The organism is Mycobacterium persicum, from assembly GCF_002086915.1.
GTDB classification, from domain to species: domain Bacteria; phylum Actinomycetota; class Actinomycetes; order Mycobacteriales; family Mycobacteriaceae; genus Mycobacterium; species Mycobacterium persicum.
On the sequence record NZ_MWQA01000001.1, the window covers coordinates 5,213,775 to 5,230,800 of the forward strand.

Consider the following 17,026-nt stretch of genomic DNA (forward strand, 5'->3'; position numbering starts at 1 on the left):
AAACCTGCCTTCGCGCCCATTCTCCGGACGGTTCCCACTCAGCGGCCCGGCGTTGTGTCGTTGTCATCTTGAACGCTGACTTCTGACCCGGGACCACGACATTCCTGACGACGAGATAGGAAATAGGTGAATCTTCTCGGCAAGGTTGCTATGTGGGTGGAGCTGTTGAGCAGCGGTGAGGGCAAGCAACGCGTTCTCATCGGACGGGAGTTGGCTTGGCGGGTGCGAGAGCTGGAATCGATAAACACAATCGCCGAAGTGGAGTTCTCGGTATTCAGCCAGTTTGGCGATGATGGGATTATTCAATGGCTGATTCACCGCCTGCCGGGCATCAGTGAGACGTTCGTCGAGTTTGGCGTAGGGTGCTACCAGGAGGCCAACACCAGATTCCTACTGTTGAACGACAACTGGACTGGGCTGGTCATGGACAGCTCCAAACGCAACGTCGATGCCATCAAGCGCGATCGGATTTCAGTGCTCTATGACCTACAGAGCAAATGCGCACGCGTCACAGCCGAGAACGTCGACCAATTGATATCGGAGCATGGGTTCGAGGGCGACATCGGACTTCTGCACATCGATATCGATGGCAATGACTATTGGGTGTGGAGCGGCTTAACAGTCGTGAGGCCCGCAATCGTCATCGTCGAATACAACAGCGTATTCGGAGCGGAGCGCCCGATCACCATCCCATACGATCCGAACTTCACCAGAGGGCGCTACATGAATCAATATTTTGGCGCATCCCTGTTGGCTTTTTGCGACCTGGCCGAATCCAAGGGATACGACTTCGTCGGCAGCAACAGCGCGGGCAACAACGCATATTTCATCCGATCCGACCTCCCCCACGGCCTCGAACCGCTGACTGCCGCCGAAGGCTATGTGGTGTCGAAGTTCGTTGATTCCCGCGACGCCAAGGGTCGGCTGAACCACCTGCGCGGGGAGCAGCGGCTGGCCGCACTGCGCGGGGCGCCGGTGGTCAACACCCGGACGGGCGAAGAAGAGCGGCTCTGATGAACGCAGGTCACTCCGGCTTACGCAGCACAACCATGTCTTGGTAGGCGGTGGAAGCCGTTCGGCCGCACCAGCTTCCCCATAACACATCACCAACCTGTTCGAGGCCGGCGTTGCGGACGGCTTGATCCCAGTCTTCCTGCGGAAGTGCGATGGCGGCCTCCGGGACGAACGGGGTGATCACGATGAGATCCTGGTGTGGACGAAACGGCAGAGCCGACTTGCCCTGCGCAACCAACTCCCGCGATTCCTGATTCCACACATAGAGGGTGAGCAGCGCGCGCCCGCCGGGGGCAAGTACTCGTGCAGTCTCCGCGAGGTAGCGAGCAACCTGCGGGATGGGCATGTGGGTGAACAGCGACGACGCGAACGCCAGCTCGAAACTCGCGTCGGGGTAGGGGAAGGTGAACTTCTCGGCCTGCACCGTGCCCTTCGGGTTGTACATCTTGTTGTAGATGTCTGCGCGCTGGAAGCGGAAGTTGGGATGCGACGCGTAGTGCTCCGAACACCAGCGCACTTCGGCGGTATTGATGTCGAAGCCCTCGTAGCGCCCCTTGTCCGGGTCGAGAAAGGTGGTCAGCGGACGGGCCGCGCGACCCAATCCGCAACCCATGTCAAGCACGCGGTAGTGCGGTTCAAGCTGGCCGTAGTCGCGCAGCAGTCCTAAGAACTCGTCACCGGATTCGCGAAATGGGCCAGGTGCCGCGGGGTTTCGAGACCCGCCGCCCACCATGCGGCGAGGCGGGACCAGCGGGTCGCTACGGCCGTTGAGCTTGTCCAGCACATCGCTCGGGGCGTACCGCACAAAGAGGCCGGCCTTGATCAGGAGAGGCACTGGGACAAATTTGAGGAATGAGTCAACGACCCGGGACGCAACCACGTCGCACAACGTACACTGCGCACCGACGATGGCGCCATTCGAGCCGCCCGGATGCAGGTTCAGGCGGGCTTGCGCAGTGGAAGGCCGGCAGCCTGGTAGATGGCGTCGATGACCGTCATGTTTCCGACCGCGTCTTGTGGGTTCGTCTTCACCGGTTCGCCGCGCAGCACCGCTGCGGCGAACGCGTCGAGCTGGTAAGCGTAAGAGGCTCGGCGTGGAAAACGTTCCACTCGTTTGCCGTCGGCTGACCGGACCGTCAGGCGATGAAAAGTCTGCGGCAATACCGGATTGAGTACCCGCAGCTCCCCTTGCTCGCCGACCACCCGCGCGCTGATCTGTAACAGGTCGGTCGACCACATAGAGCAGCGGACCCGGCCGGTGTGTCCGTCAGCGAACCGCAGCTCGGCAGTCATGGCGCGGTCGATATGGGGATCGCGCAGTTTCGCCTGTGCGGAAACGACTTCGGGAGTGGATCCGCCGAAGGTGCGGACCATGTGGATGGCATAGCACCCGGTTTCCATGGTCGCGCCACCGGCCAGCGAGTAGTTGTAGCGGATGTCGGAGAACTTGGGCAACGGTAAGCACAGATTGGCTTCGACTCGGGTCAGCCTGCCCAACTCGCCCGAGGCGATGATCTGCTCAACGCGGCGCGCCAGCGGGTGATAGGGATAGTGGAGCGCCTCCATCACCACCCGGTCCGATTGCGCGGCCAGTTCGGCGATCTCGCGCGCTTCGGCGGCGTTGGCGGTGAACGGCTTTTCGCAGAGCACATGCTTGCCGGCGGCCAATGCGACCCGGGTCCAGCGGCCGTGCAAGCTGATCGGCAAGGGGTTGTATACGGCGTCGAGGTCCGGGTCGGCGATCAGCGCGTCGTAGTTGTCGTGGACCCGTTCGATGCCGTGCTTGGCGGCAAAGGCCCGGGCGCGCGATGCATCGCGTGCGGCCACCGCGGCCACCACCACCTCGTCGTTTTGCCCGGCGGGTTTGACAAGCGCCAAGGGCGCGATACGGGCTGCGCCGAGGATGCCGATCCGGACCTGTCGAGACACGGCCCAGACGCTACAGCCGGCTTGAGTCGGCGACAAGAAACGGTCTGACTATAGCCATATCTCGTGGCCTCGTTAGCTAGTGGTGGGCCGCATACCGGCGCCAAGCGGTCCCGCCGCTGATAAGGTCTAACTATTGCAAGATCAATTTAACGATTTGAAACCTGCCAAGCTGTGGTGGGATGGTTGACTCCGATGGGAGTTCAGGTCTCGCTAAAGCAGGAAGCCTTCTGGAAATTGACGGCAGCGGACTGGCCGGGCACCAGCGCACCCTTGACCATCGGAGGCTTGAACAGTAGCTTGAACGTCTTGCAGTCATTGCGAAAGATTCTCTGGAGGTCTGGGCTCTATGCGGTGCCGAATCTGTGATTCAAGTACTCGGCATGCGTTTACTCGCAAAGTCCTTCACAAATACGACTGCAAATATTACTTCTGCGACAACTGCGGTGTTTTGCAGACCGAAGATCCGCATTGGCTAGACGAGGCGTATGCGAGCCCGGTGACATCTGCCGATACCGGCCTGGTGTTTCGGAACAACTACCTGGCGCGGCTGACGTCGGCGGTGCTCCTCGTTCTATTTGATCGTCGTGGCCGGTTTCTCGATGCGGCCGGGGGTTATGGCATTTTCACCCGCTTGATGCGGGACGTCGGGTTCGACTATTACTGGACGGACAAGCACTGCCCTAATTTGACCGCACGGGGCTTCGAAGCCGAATCGGGTCCAGGAGGCCCTTACACGGCGGTCACTGCCTTCGAAGTGATGGAGCACCTCGCTGATCCGGTTGGTTTTGTCGCGGAGCTGCTTGAAAATACGGGTACCGATACCATTATTTTTACGACGGAGCTCTTTGCGGGTGGGCCTCCGGCGCCGGAGGCGTGGTGGTACTACACGTTCGCCACCGGGCAACACATTACCTTCTATCAAAAATCGACCCTGGAGCTCATCGGAAAGCGCTTCGGAATGCACTTTTACAGCTCCGGTATTCTGCACATCTGGACACGACAGAAGCTCAATCCTTTGGCGCTGCGAATACTTACCTCGCTCCCTGTCGCGGGTCTCCTTTACGTATTGCCACGGGTTGTGCTTGGGTCGCGGACGTGGGCAGATCATGAGCGCCTCGTCCGGGCGGATGCACGGTAGGCGTCAGGCCGGTTCGCGCAGCGGGAGGCCGGCGGCACGGTAGATCGCATCGATGACCGTCATGTTCTCGATCGCGTCTTCGGGGGTTGTCTTTACCGGTTCGCTGCGCAGCACCGCGCCGGCGAACGCGTCGAGTTGATACGCGTAGGAGGGGCGGCGCGGGAAACGCTCCGTTCGCCTGTCGTCGGCTGATCGGACCGAGAGCCGATGATAAGAGTGTGGCAATACCGGATTGAGCACGTGCAGTTCGCCTTGATCGCCGAGCACGCGAGCGCTGATCTGGATGAGATTGGTCGACCACATCGAGCAGCGGACCCGGCCGGTGTGCCCGTCGGCAAACTGTAACTCGGCCGTCATGGCCCGGTCGATCTGGGAATCGCGCAGCTTGGCTTGTGCCGAAATAACTTCCGGCGTTGAACCGCCGAAGGTGCGCACCATGTGGACCGCATAGCACCCGGCATCCATCGTCGCGCCGCCGGCAAGTGAGTAGTTGTAGCGGATATCGGAGAACTTTGGCAGGGGGAAGCACAGGCTGGCTTCCACCCTTTGCAGCTTGCCAAGTTCGCCCGAGGCGATGATCTCCTCAACGCGCAGGGTCAGCGGGTGATAGCGATAGTGGAATGCCTCCATCACCACGCGACCGGAATTCGCGGCCAGTTCGGCGATCTCTCGCGCTTCGGCGGAGTTGGCGGTGAACGGCTTTTCGCACAGCACGTGCTTGCCGGCCTGCAGCGCGGCCCGGGTCCACCGACCATGCAGGCTGTTCGGCAGGGGGTTGTACACCGCGTCCAGGTCGGGATCGCTGATCAGCGCGTCGTAACTGTCGTGCACCCGGGCAATGTCGTGCTTGGCGGCAAAGGCCTGAGCACGCGATGCCTCGCGTGCGGCCACCGCAGCCACCACAACCTCGGCATTTCCCTTGGCGGGTTTGACAAGCGCCAAGGGTGCGATACGAGCGGCGCCCAGGATACCGATCCGGACCTGTCGAGACACGGACCGACGCTAGCACCTGGCGCGGGAAGGGCGCGGGAAGGGCGCGGGAACGGCTTGGTACGGCAGTCGCGGGGGAGAGCCCTATCGGTGAGGAGAGTGCGTGCCGGTAGCGGCGGTGACGTGGCTGTCCCTCACCGGGCGGAGGCGAACAGCCGGTCCAGGACGGCCTGACCCGCGCGGTCGTCGGCATGTACGACCGCGACGTCCCAGTAGTGATACTCACGGTCGGCAAACCGTCTGTCCAGCACCGTGGCCGCAGCCGGCACCTCCTCGATCGGCAGAGCCTGAATCGGCCTGCCGAAGTTGTCCCAAATGCCCACGTAGGAGTACCCGGCGGTCTGCAACTCCGCCCACACCACGGTCGGGTCCGGCACCCCGGCCATCCGGATCAGGTCCGGGAAATACTCGAAGAACAGCAACGGGCGGGTATCCGCGTAGGCCCGCGCTAGCGCCGGGACCAGAATCGTGTCGTAGCCTTCCGTGTCCGATTTGACCAGCCTGATCGGCGGCAGTTCGGGGTGACGGTTCGGCAACTCGGCCACGGTCAGCGCGGCGGCCGCGCCGCCGGTGCCGCCCTGGGCGAAGCGGGTGTCGCCGCCCTTTCGGACCGCGCCGAGACCGGAGGCCTTGGCAGCGTCGGTGAGCAGCAGGGCGAACTCGATCACGCAGCGGTCGTCCGAGCCGACGTTGCGCTCCAGGTATGGCAGGTACTCCGGGTCGCCTTCGATGCAGAGGATGCGGGCGTCGACTTTGGCGAGGAGCTGCCGGGCCGAGTCACCGATATTGGCTCCGACGTCGATGACGCCCAACGGCTTGTCGGTCTCGGCGAGGCCAACCGCCAGGTCGATCAGATTCTGACCGTAGGTGGGGAACAGGCGGGCGTAGTCCGGAAGCCGGTGATACCACGGCATCGCCAGCGAAACGCCTTGTACGTCGCGGATGACCTCACGCGTTCCGAACCAATGACGAACCGTACGGTAGGAGAGCTCCAGTACGAGTTGCCTCAACAAAAGGCGATAGCTCATCGCGTTGCGTCCACATCCATCCGCAGATGGTAACCGACCCTCGGAGGGCGTCTACCTTGGCCGCAGCACGCCCCGGGCCGCGCGGCTTTGCCGCAGCGCCGCCGTTTGCGTGCGGGTGCCGCCGGGAGTTGCGGCAGAGAATCCGGGGGCACCCACCCGCGACGCGGCGGGCAACGTGAAGCCGCGGGTGTCGCGGCCGGGTGGGTTGGCTCGTTCATCGCCGTGAGCGTGGCGTACCTTCTGATTGTCATTCTTCCGGGCTTGACGATGCCGCGGGAGATATCCAGGAGGTTCGATACTGTGCTGTGCCGGATGAGCGCTGTCTTCAGGGCAGTGGAGGCAGCGGTGGGCGCCGAGCGCTGATGAAAGTCGCATTCGATCACCAAATCTTCGCCATCCAGCGATACGGCGGTGTGTCGCGCTATTTTTTCGAGCTGGCAAGCCGCCTACCTGCCGACACGGTGTCGGAGGTGTCCGTCGTCGCGCCTTTTTACATGAACGCTTATCTGGCCGCTGAATCCGCCCGCGGCTTCACCCATGGCAAGTATGTGCCGTACACGTTCAAAGGTGCTCCGGTCCTCGTCGAACTCGCGAACCAGGTTGCGGCGCCGTTCGTGTGGTCGAAGTCTGACGCGGACATCCTGCACGAGACCTGGCACCCCTTCAAGCCCGTCGGTAAGGCGCGGCGCCGGGTGGTGACGATCTTCGACATGATCCACGAGTTGTTCAAGCCGCCCATGGCCAAACTCGCGATCGCCGCCAAACGCGCGTCTGTCAATCGCGCCGACCATGTGATCTGCGTCTCCGAAAGCGCGCGTAACGACCTCGTGCGTCTCTATGGCATCGACCCGGCCCGCGCCAGCGTTGTGCACCTTGCCTGTTCGCTGCCCGTGCAGGAAAACACCACGACAGTCGACAGCGGCGGGCGCAGGCCCACGATCCTGTATGTAGGGCGTCGCGGGGGATACAAGAACTTTGCCACCCTGCTGCGCGCCTACAGCAGTTCGCCGGTATTGCGGGATTTCGAGTTGATCGCCTTCGGCGGCCCCCCGTTCCTGCGCGACGAGCAGAAAGAAATCAGCAGGTTGGGAGTCGCTGACCGGGTGCGCTTCGAGTCCGGGTCTGACGAGGAGCTGGCGGCGCGCTACCGGACAGCCGCCGCCTTTGTCTATCCGTCGCAGTACGAGGGTTTCGGGATCCCCCCGCTCGAAGCGATGAGCCAGGGCTGCCCGGTCGTGTGCAGCAATGCGGGCGGAATTCCAGAGGTGGTCGCCGATGCCGGTGTCTTCTTCGATCCGGATAACCCCGAGGAGCTGCGTACGGTTCTGGAGCGCGTGGTGACCACCGAAAGCCTGCGCGCCGATCTGCGCGAGCGTGGCTACGCACGGCTCCCGGCGTTCTCCTGGGACAAGAACGCGGCGGAGACGGCCCGAATCTATCGCGAAATACTTTGAGCCACAGCCATATCCGATGTGGTGATGTCGTTCGCAGCGGTGTTTGGCCGAATCACCTTGGGCGGCAACAGGGTTGGCTCCCTGCTCGGCCCTGGCCGGACTCAATCACCGCGTGCCCGCCACTTCACCCACCAGCGCGCCGCAATGATGACCAGCCTGATGCCGAATCTGGTGGTGATCGGCAGCCGCTTGAGAAAAGCCCTGTCTACGAAGGTATTACTGAGTCCGCCCAACTCGTTGAAGCGTGCGACGACGACGTCCATGTGCCGGGTGACGAGTGCGGGGTTGGAGAAGCAGCGGATATTGAAGTCCCAGTCCGCCAACGACCGGTAGCGCAGGTTGTAGGGGCCGATGCTGCTGAAGAGCTCGCGGCGGTAAAAGATCGACTGATGACAGATGTTGCGCTTGAACAGCAGGCGATCGAGGTCGAAGGCGCCACCGTAGCGGAATTTGGTTGAGCGCATGAGCACGTCGCCATATACCAGATCGCTGCGCTCATGTTCGCCGATGAAGGCGGCCACCCGGGCCAGGGTGTCCGCCTCGTACAGCGCGTCGTCGGCGCCCAGAAACAGCAACCACGTCCCGGTAGCCAGGCTCACGCCGCGGTTCATCGCGTCGTAGACCCCGCGGTCGGTGCCGGAACGGACGACCAGTCGCGCGCCGAAGTTGGGGGCAAAGCTGTTCGCGATATCGAGGGTGGCATCCGTCGAGCCGCCGTCGACCAGTATCAGCTCGAAGTCCCGAAAGGTCTGGCAGGCGATGCTCTGGAGGCAAACTCCTAGCGCCGAGGCCACGTTCAAGGTGGGGATGATGAGGGAAAACATTGGTGCGGACATGGCGGCTTTCGTTGTTTCAGCAGCGGTCAAGCCGGCCTCGCGTAGCGGTTCCAGTCAATTGGCATCGCGGAAGAAGATACCGTCGGCCTGTAACATTCGACCATTACGCGCGTCGATGAAACAGGGCAGTAAACCGGTCAATGTGAAGCCCAATGAATACACGAGCTCGAATGCTTCCGGAATGAGCATGCCGCCCTCGTACAATGGCGCGAAGGAGAGTTCGAGTTGCAGCCCAACACAATGGTCATTGACCGTAGACTTGCCACCGTCGAGTACCTGTTTTTCAAATCCCTGCACGTCGACCTTGAGAAAAGCGGGGCCGTTCAGCCGGAGAAATTCGGGTGCCACGGAATCCAGTCGGTGAATCGGCGCCTCCTCGGTGCCGACATAGTTGGCCGGGGGAAATGCCTCCTGGTGACGCGTCAGCATCGGCAACACCGAACTGCTTTGACCGGCGTTTCCGGCGACATTGACCGAGACCGTCCCCTCGGCATCGCCTAGCGCACACCGCCGGCAATCCCAAAGCGTATCGGTTGCCGCTTTTCTTTCCAAAGCGGTAAATGGCCGGGATAGCGGTTCGAACGAGACGATGCGGCCCTTGTATCCCGCTCGGCGGAGGCCTTTGGCGTATTGCCCGGTGTTGGCTCCGACATCGAAAACGACATCGACCCGGCGCAATTCGAGTTGTTTCACAAACTGGTGCCGCAGGTCCCACTCGGAATAACGGCGCGGCACCTCGAAGGCGGCGCTGCGCACGATGAATCGAGCAAGGTCCGACAAATGCACCGTGTGACACTAACATGCCCGTCGGCCTGACCCGCCCGGCCGGAGCGGGGGCTGCGCGGCCGGTGGTCGGGTGCTTGTCGACGAACGGCGAAGGGCGATCACCCCGTTGATGGCGAACCGCTCCAGCGGCGAGGCGCGCTAGACTACACCGCGGCAACGCGAGGAGATTGAGAGCTTGCCCTCGAGTTGGCGGCACCGCGTCACGCGGCGTCGAGTCGCCCGCACGTCGTTCAATCATGGTGTGGTACTTGGGCTTGCGTGCGGCGGCCGCCGGAGGGGATGCGGTGGGCTCGGACCGGGTGCGGCTAAAGCGAAGGGACTTGTCGCCATGAGCAACGTGGTCGATCTACTCGACCAGACGTTCTTTGCCGCCGAGCGAGCGACCGGAACCTTCAACGTGCTGCAGTGTGTCTGGGTGTACGACCGCGAGGTCGACATCGACCGGCTGCGCCAGTTTCATCACCATCTGCAGCGGGGACGGTTGGCCCGCCGAATCGAATGCTCACCCCTGCCGTTCGGCCGTCATCGCTGGGTTTCGTCCAATGGTCCGACCGACCTCGAGATCGTCGCGGTGCCGCGGCCTCGCGAAGGATTCGACACCTGGGTCAACGAGCAGGCCAGCGCGCCTCTGGACGCCGAGCGGGGACCCGAATGGCGGCTCGCGGTGCACCCGTTCGTCGGCGGCGGCGCGGGCGTCAGCTTGGTCATCTCCCATTGCCTCACCGACGCCGTCGGGCTGTGCGAGGCGGTGGCGGACGCGGCCTGCGGCCGCGACCAGCAGATCAGCTGGCCGGCAGCAGGGTCACGCCGGCGCTGGGAAGCCATCCGCGAAGACTTCGGCCAGGCCGTGCGTGACATCCCCGGCATCGCCCGCACCGCCGCCGACGCAGCACGGATGGCCCGGAATCACCGCCGCCATCCGCCGACAGCGGCGCCGCGACGTACCCGACCCGTCGCAGGGCCCGCCGCAGCGGACCGAACGTTCAAATTTCCGGCAGCGACGATCTTGGTCGATGCCGAAGAATGGGACGCTCGCGCGCAATCGCTGGGCGGGACCAGCAACACCCTGCTAGCCGGATTGGCGGTGCGTCTCGCCCGGGGATTGGGACGGATCGCCGCGGACGGCTCGGTCATTGTGGCCATCCCCGTCAGCGAACGCACCGCCGGTGACACTCGCGCCAACGCGGTCACCAAGGTCGACATCACCGTCGACCCCGCTTCCGCGGCGACGGACTTGCGCCAAATCCGCGCCGCCACAAAGAAAGCGCTGATCCGCCGTCAGCAGTTCCCCAACGAGCAGTCGGTGCTGCTGCCCCTGGTACCGCTGTTGCCGCGGTGGCTGGTCCGGCGAACGGTCGGCGCGGCGGCCGGCAATGTCTCGTCCAACATCGGGGTGGTCAACCCGGCCGCCTGCCGTCCGGACGGAACGGACGCCGACCACTTCGCCGTAACGGGTTTCTGGGGAGTGAGCACATCGGTCATGGATCGCAGCGGCGGATATCTGGGATTGCTGTCGGGACGCACGCCCGCCGAGGTCTTCGTGTCGGTGCTTTCCTATCAGCCGGGCCGGTCGAACTCGAATGATGAGTTGCGCCAAGATCTTTCGAGCACGCTGTCGGAGTTCTCGCTCGTCGGTACGGTGGGCTGGGGATGCCCCGAGCCGGTCGGCGGGGCGCGGTAGCCATCCCACCCGGGTCGGCGTCAGTTCAGCCGGGTCGTCCCCATCGAAACCCCGGCACCCGGCAGACGTGCCGCCAGTGCATCGCCCATTGCCGCCGCCGGGGTAAGAACGCCCCGCAATTCGGAAAGCCTGTCGCGGTCGAGCGCCAGTGCCAGACCACTTTCCCCGAGCAACACCGCGGTCGACTGGTATGCGTCGACATCGTGCGCGAATGTCGCCAGGTAACGGGCGCCGGTCGTGGTGGTGGTGTACGTCTCGAATCGATAGTGGCCGCGCTCCCGGGACTTGCGGCTTGGACCGGTGCCCGGTTTCGGCGTGACGCGCTCCACCAACCGGCGGGGCAGTCGACTGAAGTACCGGTTGCCCAAACCGATGGCGCCCGCGACGGCGCCGGTGACGATGGCGGATGCGACCGGCGCTGCGAACGACCGTCCCAGACTCATGGTCTCCGAGTAGCGGAACCGCCGGCCGTAGACCCAGTCCTGTAATGCGTTGCTACGACGGACAATCCGGGTGTTGAATGGGCCCTGCACGAACCCGCCGGTCCAGAAGCCGGCAAGTTCGGGCGCCAGGTCGCGTCCGCGGCGGCGGGGAAAATCCGGCTGCGCACCCAGTTCGGGTTCGGCGCCGCGATCGGTGGTCAGCGTATACGGGTCGGTGACCAGCCGGTGGGCATCCGGGTCACGGGATGCGGTGCGCATCGCCTCGGAATACGTTGCAACCGAGCCGCCGGAGACCCAGCGTTGAGAGAACGAGCGGAGCACCAGGTTGGTGTCGCAGAGTTCACCCGTGCCGTCTTCGATCGCCCGGCGGTACAGCAGATAGACGCTCAAATCCGAAGGCACCGAATCGAATCCGCAGGCGAGCACGATCCGGGCGCCGGTGTCGGCGGCTTGCTTGTGGTAAAGGTCGATGCTGTTGCGGCAGAACATCAATTCACCGGTCAAGTCGGCATAGTCGGTTCCGGCCTTGGCGCAGGCCGCCACCAGCGGCAGGCCGTAGCGGGTGTAGGGGCCTACGGTGGTCAGCACCACCCGGGTCCGGGTGGCCATTGCCTCGAGAGTCGCCGGTTGTGACGCGTCGGCGACGATCAGTGGCCAGTCACGGGCGGCCGGGGCCAACGTTTCCCGCGCGGCGCGCAGCTTTTCGCTGGAGCGGCCGGCCAGCGCAATCCGTGCGCTCGACCCGGCGCGCGCTAGGTGTTCGGCGGTCAACATGCCCGAGAAGCCGGTGGCGCCATACACGACGATGTCGAACTCGCGTTCGGCCGGACTCATCCGGGTGACACTACCCGAGCATCGCTGCGCCCCTGGGGCGGGCGGTTGGCCGTCTCACTCCTTGACGAAGCAGTACATCCGGTAGGAAATGTCGCCGCTTTCCAGGTAGCGGGACAGCTGGGTGCCTTGCACCCCGATGTATTCCCGGCCCGCGAAACGAAGAAAGGCCGGTAGATGGCGTTCGACCAGCTCTCGTGACTTCTGGGAATTCCTTTCAATGCCGCGCAGGACCTCGGCGTTGATCTCCCGCTGCGACAGTTGCCGCAGCGGGGCGCCGGCCAGATCGGCCTCCCAGTCGGGAATCTCGTTGCCGGGGCGCAGGTCGGCGTAGGCGAAGTACCCTCCCGGACGCAGCACCCGCACCACCTCGGCGAGGAAGCGGCGGAAGTGCGGATAGCAGTGCGAGGCTTCGACATTGAGAACCACGTCGAAGGATTCGTCGTCGAAGGGCAGATTTTCGGCGTCGCCTCGCACGAAATCAAGACCCGGCAAGTGGTGTCGCTTCTGGCAAAGTCTGATACCGGCCGGGTTCAAGTCGAGCGCCGTGTAGGAGGCCGGCGCCAAGGTGCGTGTCAGGTAGGAGGCTCCGCCGCCGTGGCCGCAACTGACCTCCAGCACCCGTTTGCCCGTCAGGTCGGCCTGGGTCGCCGTGCGGTGGTACAGGTTGATGTGGGCTCGGTTGGGCTCGTCGGATTCCTCCAGGGGCAGGGCCATCGGCGGATCTTCCTCATAAGCCCAGTTGATGAACACGATTTCGTCGTTACCGAGCCCGCGCGTCATCAGCGGGTACCAGAACCGCCAAACTCGCTTGTAGAGCGCGGTGCTCCCGGCGCGGGCAAGCAGGCTGTGGGTGGGACTGAAGGGCATGGGCAAGCAGTATGGCAGACGCCGAAGACGAGCGAGTCCGTTGCGGGAACTGCGTCGACCGCGTTGAGCTCTGGACCGTTGCCCGCCGCCGGTCCGGCGTCGGCCGGCCCGCCGGAAGCGGCCTGCTGAGGTAGCCTCCCCGGCATGTCAGTGATCAACACCGCGGAATGCGGGCAGTGAGCGGGGGCGGATTTCGTTTCGGCTTTGTCGATTCGCTGGTGCACTCGCGGTTTCGGCCCGGTTGGCTGGCGCGGTCCAGTATGGTGGCGGCCACGCTGACCGGTGCCGATTCCTATTGGGTGGGTGACCATCTGAACGGGCTGGTGCCGCGCTCGATCGCGACACCCGAATATCTGGGAATCGCGGCGAAACTGGTGCCCAGCGTCGACGCGAACTACGAGCCGTGGACGATGCTGGGAAACCTCGCCTATGGCAGACCCAAGCGGTTGCGGCTCGGCATATGCGTGACCGACGCCGGTCGCCGCAACCCGGCGGTCACGGCCCAGGCCGCCGCGACCCTGCAACTGCTTACCCGGGGTAACGCCATGCTCGGCATCGGTGTCGGGGAACGTGAAGGCAACGAGCCCTACGGCGTGGAGTGGACCAGACCGGTGGCGCGCTTTGAAGAAGCGCTGGCCACAATACGTGCGTTGTGGAATGCGAACGGGGAGCTTGTCTCGCGCGAATCGGCGTACTTTCCGCTGCATAACGCCGCGTTCGAGCTGCCACCATACCGGGGAAAATGGCCGGAAATCTGGGTCGCCGCGCACGGTCCGCGGATGCTGCGGGCAACCGGACGCTACGCCGATGCCTGGGTTCCGATTGTGCTCGTGCGTCCCGGCGACTACAGCACGGCCCTCGAAGCCGTGCGCACCGCGGCATCCGACGCCGGTCGTGACCCGATGTCGATCATCCCCTCGGCGGTGCGCGGCGTAATCACCGGCCGAGATCGCGACGACGTCGAGGAGGCGCTGGACTCTGTCGTCGTGAAGATGACCGCGCTGGGGGTGCCCGGTACGGCCTGGGCCCGCCACGGTGTCGAGCATCCGATGGGAGCCGACTTCGCCGGGGTCCAGGATGTCATTCCCCAAACCATGGACGAGCAGACGGTCTTGTCATACACCGCGAAAGTCCCGCCCGCGCTCATGAAAGAGGTTGTCTTCAGCGGCACCCCCGAGGAAGTCGTCGACCAAGTAGCCCAATGGCGCGATCACGGCCTCGAGTACCTGCTGGTGATCAATGGCAGTCTGGTCAATCCCAGCCTGCGCAAGGCGGTCGCGGCGAGCCTGCCGCACGCCCAGGTGCTGCGCGGACTCAGGAAGCTGGGCGTCAGCTCGCCGAAGCGCCGCTGACCATCGGGTTAATTCTGCGCCGCGGGCACAGTGGCCAAGACCTGTTATTGTCGTGGGGCCTCATCGACGTGGCATTGCGCCTCCGGGCAATCTACGAGCCGTATATGCGCCGATTCCGATTCGAAGGACACGGCAGCAAAACGTCCGTAGTCTCTTCCGTCAAGAGCCGAAGGATGATCATGCAGACGAACTTGTCATTTCAGGCTGGGGGCGAGGTGGCAACGCAAACCGAACGGATCGCGGATCCGCAAGCGGTGCAACCGTCGAACGGGACCGCAACGCGATTCGCGATGAGCGAATCGTCGCTCACTGATCTGCTGCAGAAGGCAGCCAGCCAGTACCCCAACCGTGCCGCGTACAAGTTCATCGACTACGAGGTAGATCCGAAGGGATTCACCGAAACCCTCACCTGGTGGCAGGTCAATCGGCGCGCGACGATCGTCGCGGACGAGCTGAGGATCTGCGGGTCGAGCGGTGATCGGGTGGCGATATTGGCCCCCCAGGGACTCGAATACATCGTTGCCTTCCTGGGCACGCTGCAGGCCGGTCTGATCGCCGTTCCGCTGCCGGTACCGCAGTTCGGCATCCACGACGAACGAATTTCCGCGGCCCTGCGGGATTCCCTGCCGACGGTCATTCTGACGACGTCGTCGGCTGTCGACGAAGTCGTCAAGTATGTGCCGCATGCCCGCGCCCCGCAGGGCCGCGAACCCGTCGTCGTCGCGATCGACTCGCTGGACCTGGACTCGCCGCGGGAACTGACCCCCGCCGCGCCCGCACATCCGGGCACCGCCTACATCCAGTACACGTCGGGGTCGACCCGCTCGCCGGCCGGTGTTGTCCTGTCGCACAAGAACGTCATCAGCAATTGCGTACAGCTGATGTCCGATTACCTCGGGGACACGGAAAAGGTTCCGTCCACCGCGGTGTCGTGGCTGCCGTTCTATCACGACATGGGCTTGATGTTGGGCGTCATTCTCCCGATGATCAACCAGGACACCGCAGTGTTGCTGAGCCCGATGGCATTTCTGCAGCGGCCGGCCCGCTGGATGCAATTGCTGGGCCGACATCGTGGACAGATTTCCAGTGCACCGAATTTCGGCTTCGACTTGGCCGTGCGCCGAACATCCGATGAGGATATGGCCGGTCTCGATCTCGGGCACGTGCGGGCGATCGCGACCGGCGCCGAACGCGTAAACCCCGCCACGGTCCGGCGTTTCATCGACCGGTTCGCCAAGTTCAACCTCAGCCAGACCGCGATCCGACCCTCGTACGGACTCGCCGAGGCGACGGTGTACGTGGCGACCGCCGGACCGGGACGCCCGCCCAAGACTGTCTGTTTCGACTACCAGCATTTGGCGGCCGGCCGAGCGAAGCGCTGCGAGAGCGACGGCGATGAAGGCGCCAAGCTGGTCAGTTACGGTACGCCGCGGGCATCCACCGTGCGGATCGTCGATCCCGACACCAGGACCGAGACTCGCCAGGGAACCGTCGGCGAGATTTGGGTGCAGGGCGACAACGTCGCCATGGGCTATTGGCGAAACCCCGAACTCACCGAGCGGACCTTCGGGGCAAAGCTCGTCGATCCCTCGGCCGGCACGCCGGTCGGTCCGTGGCTGCGGACCGGAGACCTCGGCGTCATGTTCGAGGACGAAATGTTCATCACCGGCCGTATCAAGGATCTGTTGGTGGTGGATGGGTCCAACCACTATCCCGACGACATCGAGGCGACGATCCAGGAGATCACCGGTGGCCGGGTGGTGGCGATAGCGGTGCCCGACGACCGCACCGAGCAGCTGGTCACCATCATCGAGGTCACGACGTGGGGTCACCCCGACGACGCGGCAGCGGATAGGCTGCGCACGGTCAAACGTGACGTCACGTCCGCGATATCGCGTTTACACCGGGTACGTGTCGCGGATGTCGTTATGGTGGCTCCGGGCTCGATCCCCGTCACCACCAGCGGTAAGGTCCGACGTTCAACCTGCGTCGAGCGTTACCTGAACCAGGAATTCACCCGCGTGGACGGTGCCGCATGACGGCACACGTATGGGGGTTTGCGCGTTACCCGAGACATGGAATATGACCGACTGCACGCTATCTGATGAAGAGATCCGACACCTCGATCGCGATCTTCGGATACTCATCGCAACCAATGGCACCCTGACACGGATTCTTAACGTGGTGGCCAACGAAGAGATCGTCATGCAGATTGTCAATCAACATATTCGGCGGGCCGCACCAAAAATGGTCGAACTCGGCCGATCGGCGGAAAGCCGGGTTCTGCACCGCAATATTCTGCTCAAGGGCCGGAATTCAGGCAACGTGTTCGTGGCCGCGGAGTCGTTGGTCGCCATTGATCTGCTGCCCGCCGAAATAGTGGCGCGATTGACCAGAACGGATCACCCTATTGGCGAGGTTATGGCAGCCAGCTACATCGAGACATTCAAGGAGGCGGCCAAAGTCTGGGTCGGAGCCTCGCCCCGCTGGCTCGCTCTCGACGGATACCAGCATTCGCGCCGCAGAACCGTCGCGCGCCGCTACCGCATTTTGTCGGGCGGTCAGCCGATCATGCTTATCACCGAGTATTTCCTCCGCACCGTATTCCAAGATGTCCCGCATGAGGAAGCCGATTGCCGCCAGTTTTCGAACGTCATCACTGCGGCGCGCTAGG

At 63.8% G+C, this 17,026-nt stretch carries 15 protein-coding genes; 7 read left to right on the forward strand and 8 right to left on the reverse strand.

The features are described 5' to 3' along the window. The first annotated feature begins 126 nt into the window (after positions 1-126). A complete protein-coding gene (locus tag B4U45_RS23810) occupies positions 127-1,014 on the forward strand; it encodes an FkbM family methyltransferase (protein ID WP_075545356.1) in 888 nt (295 codons plus the stop codon). A gap of 10 nt (positions 1,015-1,024) precedes the next feature. Here B4U45_RS23810 and B4U45_RS23815 read toward each other — a convergent pair whose 3' ends face one another. Both B4U45_RS23815 and B4U45_RS23820 read right to left on the reverse strand, forming a co-directional pair. Then, positions 1,025-1,849 carry a class I SAM-dependent methyltransferase gene (locus tag B4U45_RS23815; RefSeq protein ID WP_082275204.1) on the reverse strand — a complete coding sequence of 275 codons (825 nt, stop codon included), beginning with the start codon at positions 1,847-1,849 and terminating at the stop codon, positions 1,025-1,027. A 104-nt stretch (positions 1,850-1,953) separates the two neighbouring features. Next, on the reverse strand, positions 1,954-2,943 hold the full coding sequence (locus B4U45_RS23820; RefSeq protein ID WP_075545355.1) for a Gfo/Idh/MocA family protein: 990 nt from the start codon (positions 2,941-2,943) through the stop codon (positions 1,954-1,956). A 496-nt stretch (positions 2,944-3,439) separates the two neighbouring features. Here B4U45_RS23820 and B4U45_RS23825 point away from each other — a divergent pair, with 496 nt between their 5' ends. After that, positions 3,440-4,081 carry a class I SAM-dependent methyltransferase gene (locus tag B4U45_RS23825; protein WP_158006292.1) on the forward strand — a complete coding sequence of 214 codons (642 nt, stop codon included), beginning with the start codon at positions 3,440-3,442 and terminating at the stop codon, positions 4,079-4,081. A 3-nt stretch (positions 4,082-4,084) separates the two neighbouring features. Here the strand turns inward: B4U45_RS23825 and B4U45_RS23830 are convergent, their stop codons facing one another. Continuing rightward, a complete protein-coding gene (locus B4U45_RS23830) occupies positions 4,085-5,074 on the reverse strand; it encodes a Gfo/Idh/MocA family protein (RefSeq protein ID WP_075545353.1) in 990 nt (329 codons plus the stop codon). 131 nt (positions 5,075-5,205) lie between these two features. After that, the gene (locus B4U45_RS23835) at positions 5,206-6,099 is read right to left on the reverse strand and encodes an FkbM family methyltransferase (RefSeq protein ID WP_075545352.1); all 894 of its coding nucleotides are present in this window, start codon (positions 6,097-6,099) and stop codon (positions 5,206-5,208) included. 200 nt (positions 6,100-6,299) lie between these two features. Here B4U45_RS23835 and B4U45_RS23840 point away from each other — a divergent pair, with 200 nt between their 5' ends. Then, positions 6,300-7,553: a glycosyltransferase family 4 protein gene (locus tag B4U45_RS23840; protein WP_240316611.1), complete on the forward strand. Its 1,254-nt coding sequence runs from the start codon at positions 6,300-6,302 to the stop codon at positions 7,551-7,553. A gap of 101 nt (positions 7,554-7,654) precedes the next feature. Here B4U45_RS23840 and B4U45_RS23845 read toward each other — a convergent pair whose 3' ends face one another. Beyond that, positions 7,655-8,389, reverse strand: a complete 735-nt coding sequence (locus B4U45_RS23845; RefSeq protein ID WP_075545350.1) for a glycosyltransferase family 2 protein — start codon at positions 8,387-8,389, stop codon at positions 7,655-7,657. Positions 8,390-8,443: 54 nt separating this feature from the next. Beyond that, positions 8,444-9,175, reverse strand: coding sequence for an FkbM family methyltransferase (locus B4U45_RS23850; RefSeq protein ID WP_075545349.1), 732 nt, complete (start codon positions 9,173-9,175; stop codon positions 8,444-8,446). A gap of 328 nt (positions 9,176-9,503) precedes the next feature. On the opposite strand from B4U45_RS23850, the gene B4U45_RS23855 reads away from it, so the two are divergent. Continuing rightward, the gene (locus B4U45_RS23855) at positions 9,504-10,856 is read left to right on the forward strand and encodes a condensation domain-containing protein (RefSeq protein ID WP_219859522.1); all 1,353 of its coding nucleotides are present in this window, start codon (positions 9,504-9,506) and stop codon (positions 10,854-10,856) included. Between the two features lie 20 nt (positions 10,857-10,876). Here the strand turns inward: B4U45_RS23855 and B4U45_RS23860 are convergent, their stop codons facing one another. Further along, a complete protein-coding gene (locus B4U45_RS23860; protein ID WP_075545347.1) occupies positions 10,877-12,133 on the reverse strand; it encodes a saccharopine dehydrogenase family protein in 1,257 nt (418 codons plus the stop codon). A gap of 54 nt (positions 12,134-12,187) precedes the next feature. Next, positions 12,188-13,000 (reverse strand): phthiotriol/phenolphthiotriol dimycocerosates methyltransferase, encoded by an 813-nt coding sequence (locus B4U45_RS23865; RefSeq protein ID WP_075545346.1) that lies wholly within the window; start codon positions 12,998-13,000, stop codon positions 12,188-12,190. Between the two features lie 176 nt (positions 13,001-13,176). Here B4U45_RS23865 and B4U45_RS23870 point away from each other — a divergent pair, with 176 nt between their 5' ends. From B4U45_RS23870 to B4U45_RS23880, 3 genes are all read left to right on the forward strand, one after another. Beyond that, a complete protein-coding gene (locus tag B4U45_RS23870; protein ID WP_241780137.1) occupies positions 13,177-14,352 on the forward strand; it encodes an LLM class flavin-dependent oxidoreductase in 1,176 nt (391 codons plus the stop codon). Positions 14,353-14,642: 290 nt separating this feature from the next. After that, on the forward strand, positions 14,643-16,391 hold the full coding sequence (locus B4U45_RS23875) for an AMP-binding protein (protein ID WP_183154981.1): 1,749 nt from the start codon (positions 14,643-14,645) through the stop codon (positions 16,389-16,391). 43 nt (positions 16,392-16,434) lie between these two features. After that, positions 16,435-17,025 (forward strand): chorismate--pyruvate lyase family protein, encoded by a 591-nt coding sequence (locus B4U45_RS23880; RefSeq protein ID WP_075545344.1) that lies wholly within the window; start codon positions 16,435-16,437, stop codon positions 17,023-17,025. The last annotated feature ends 1 nt before the right edge of the window (position 17,026 follow it).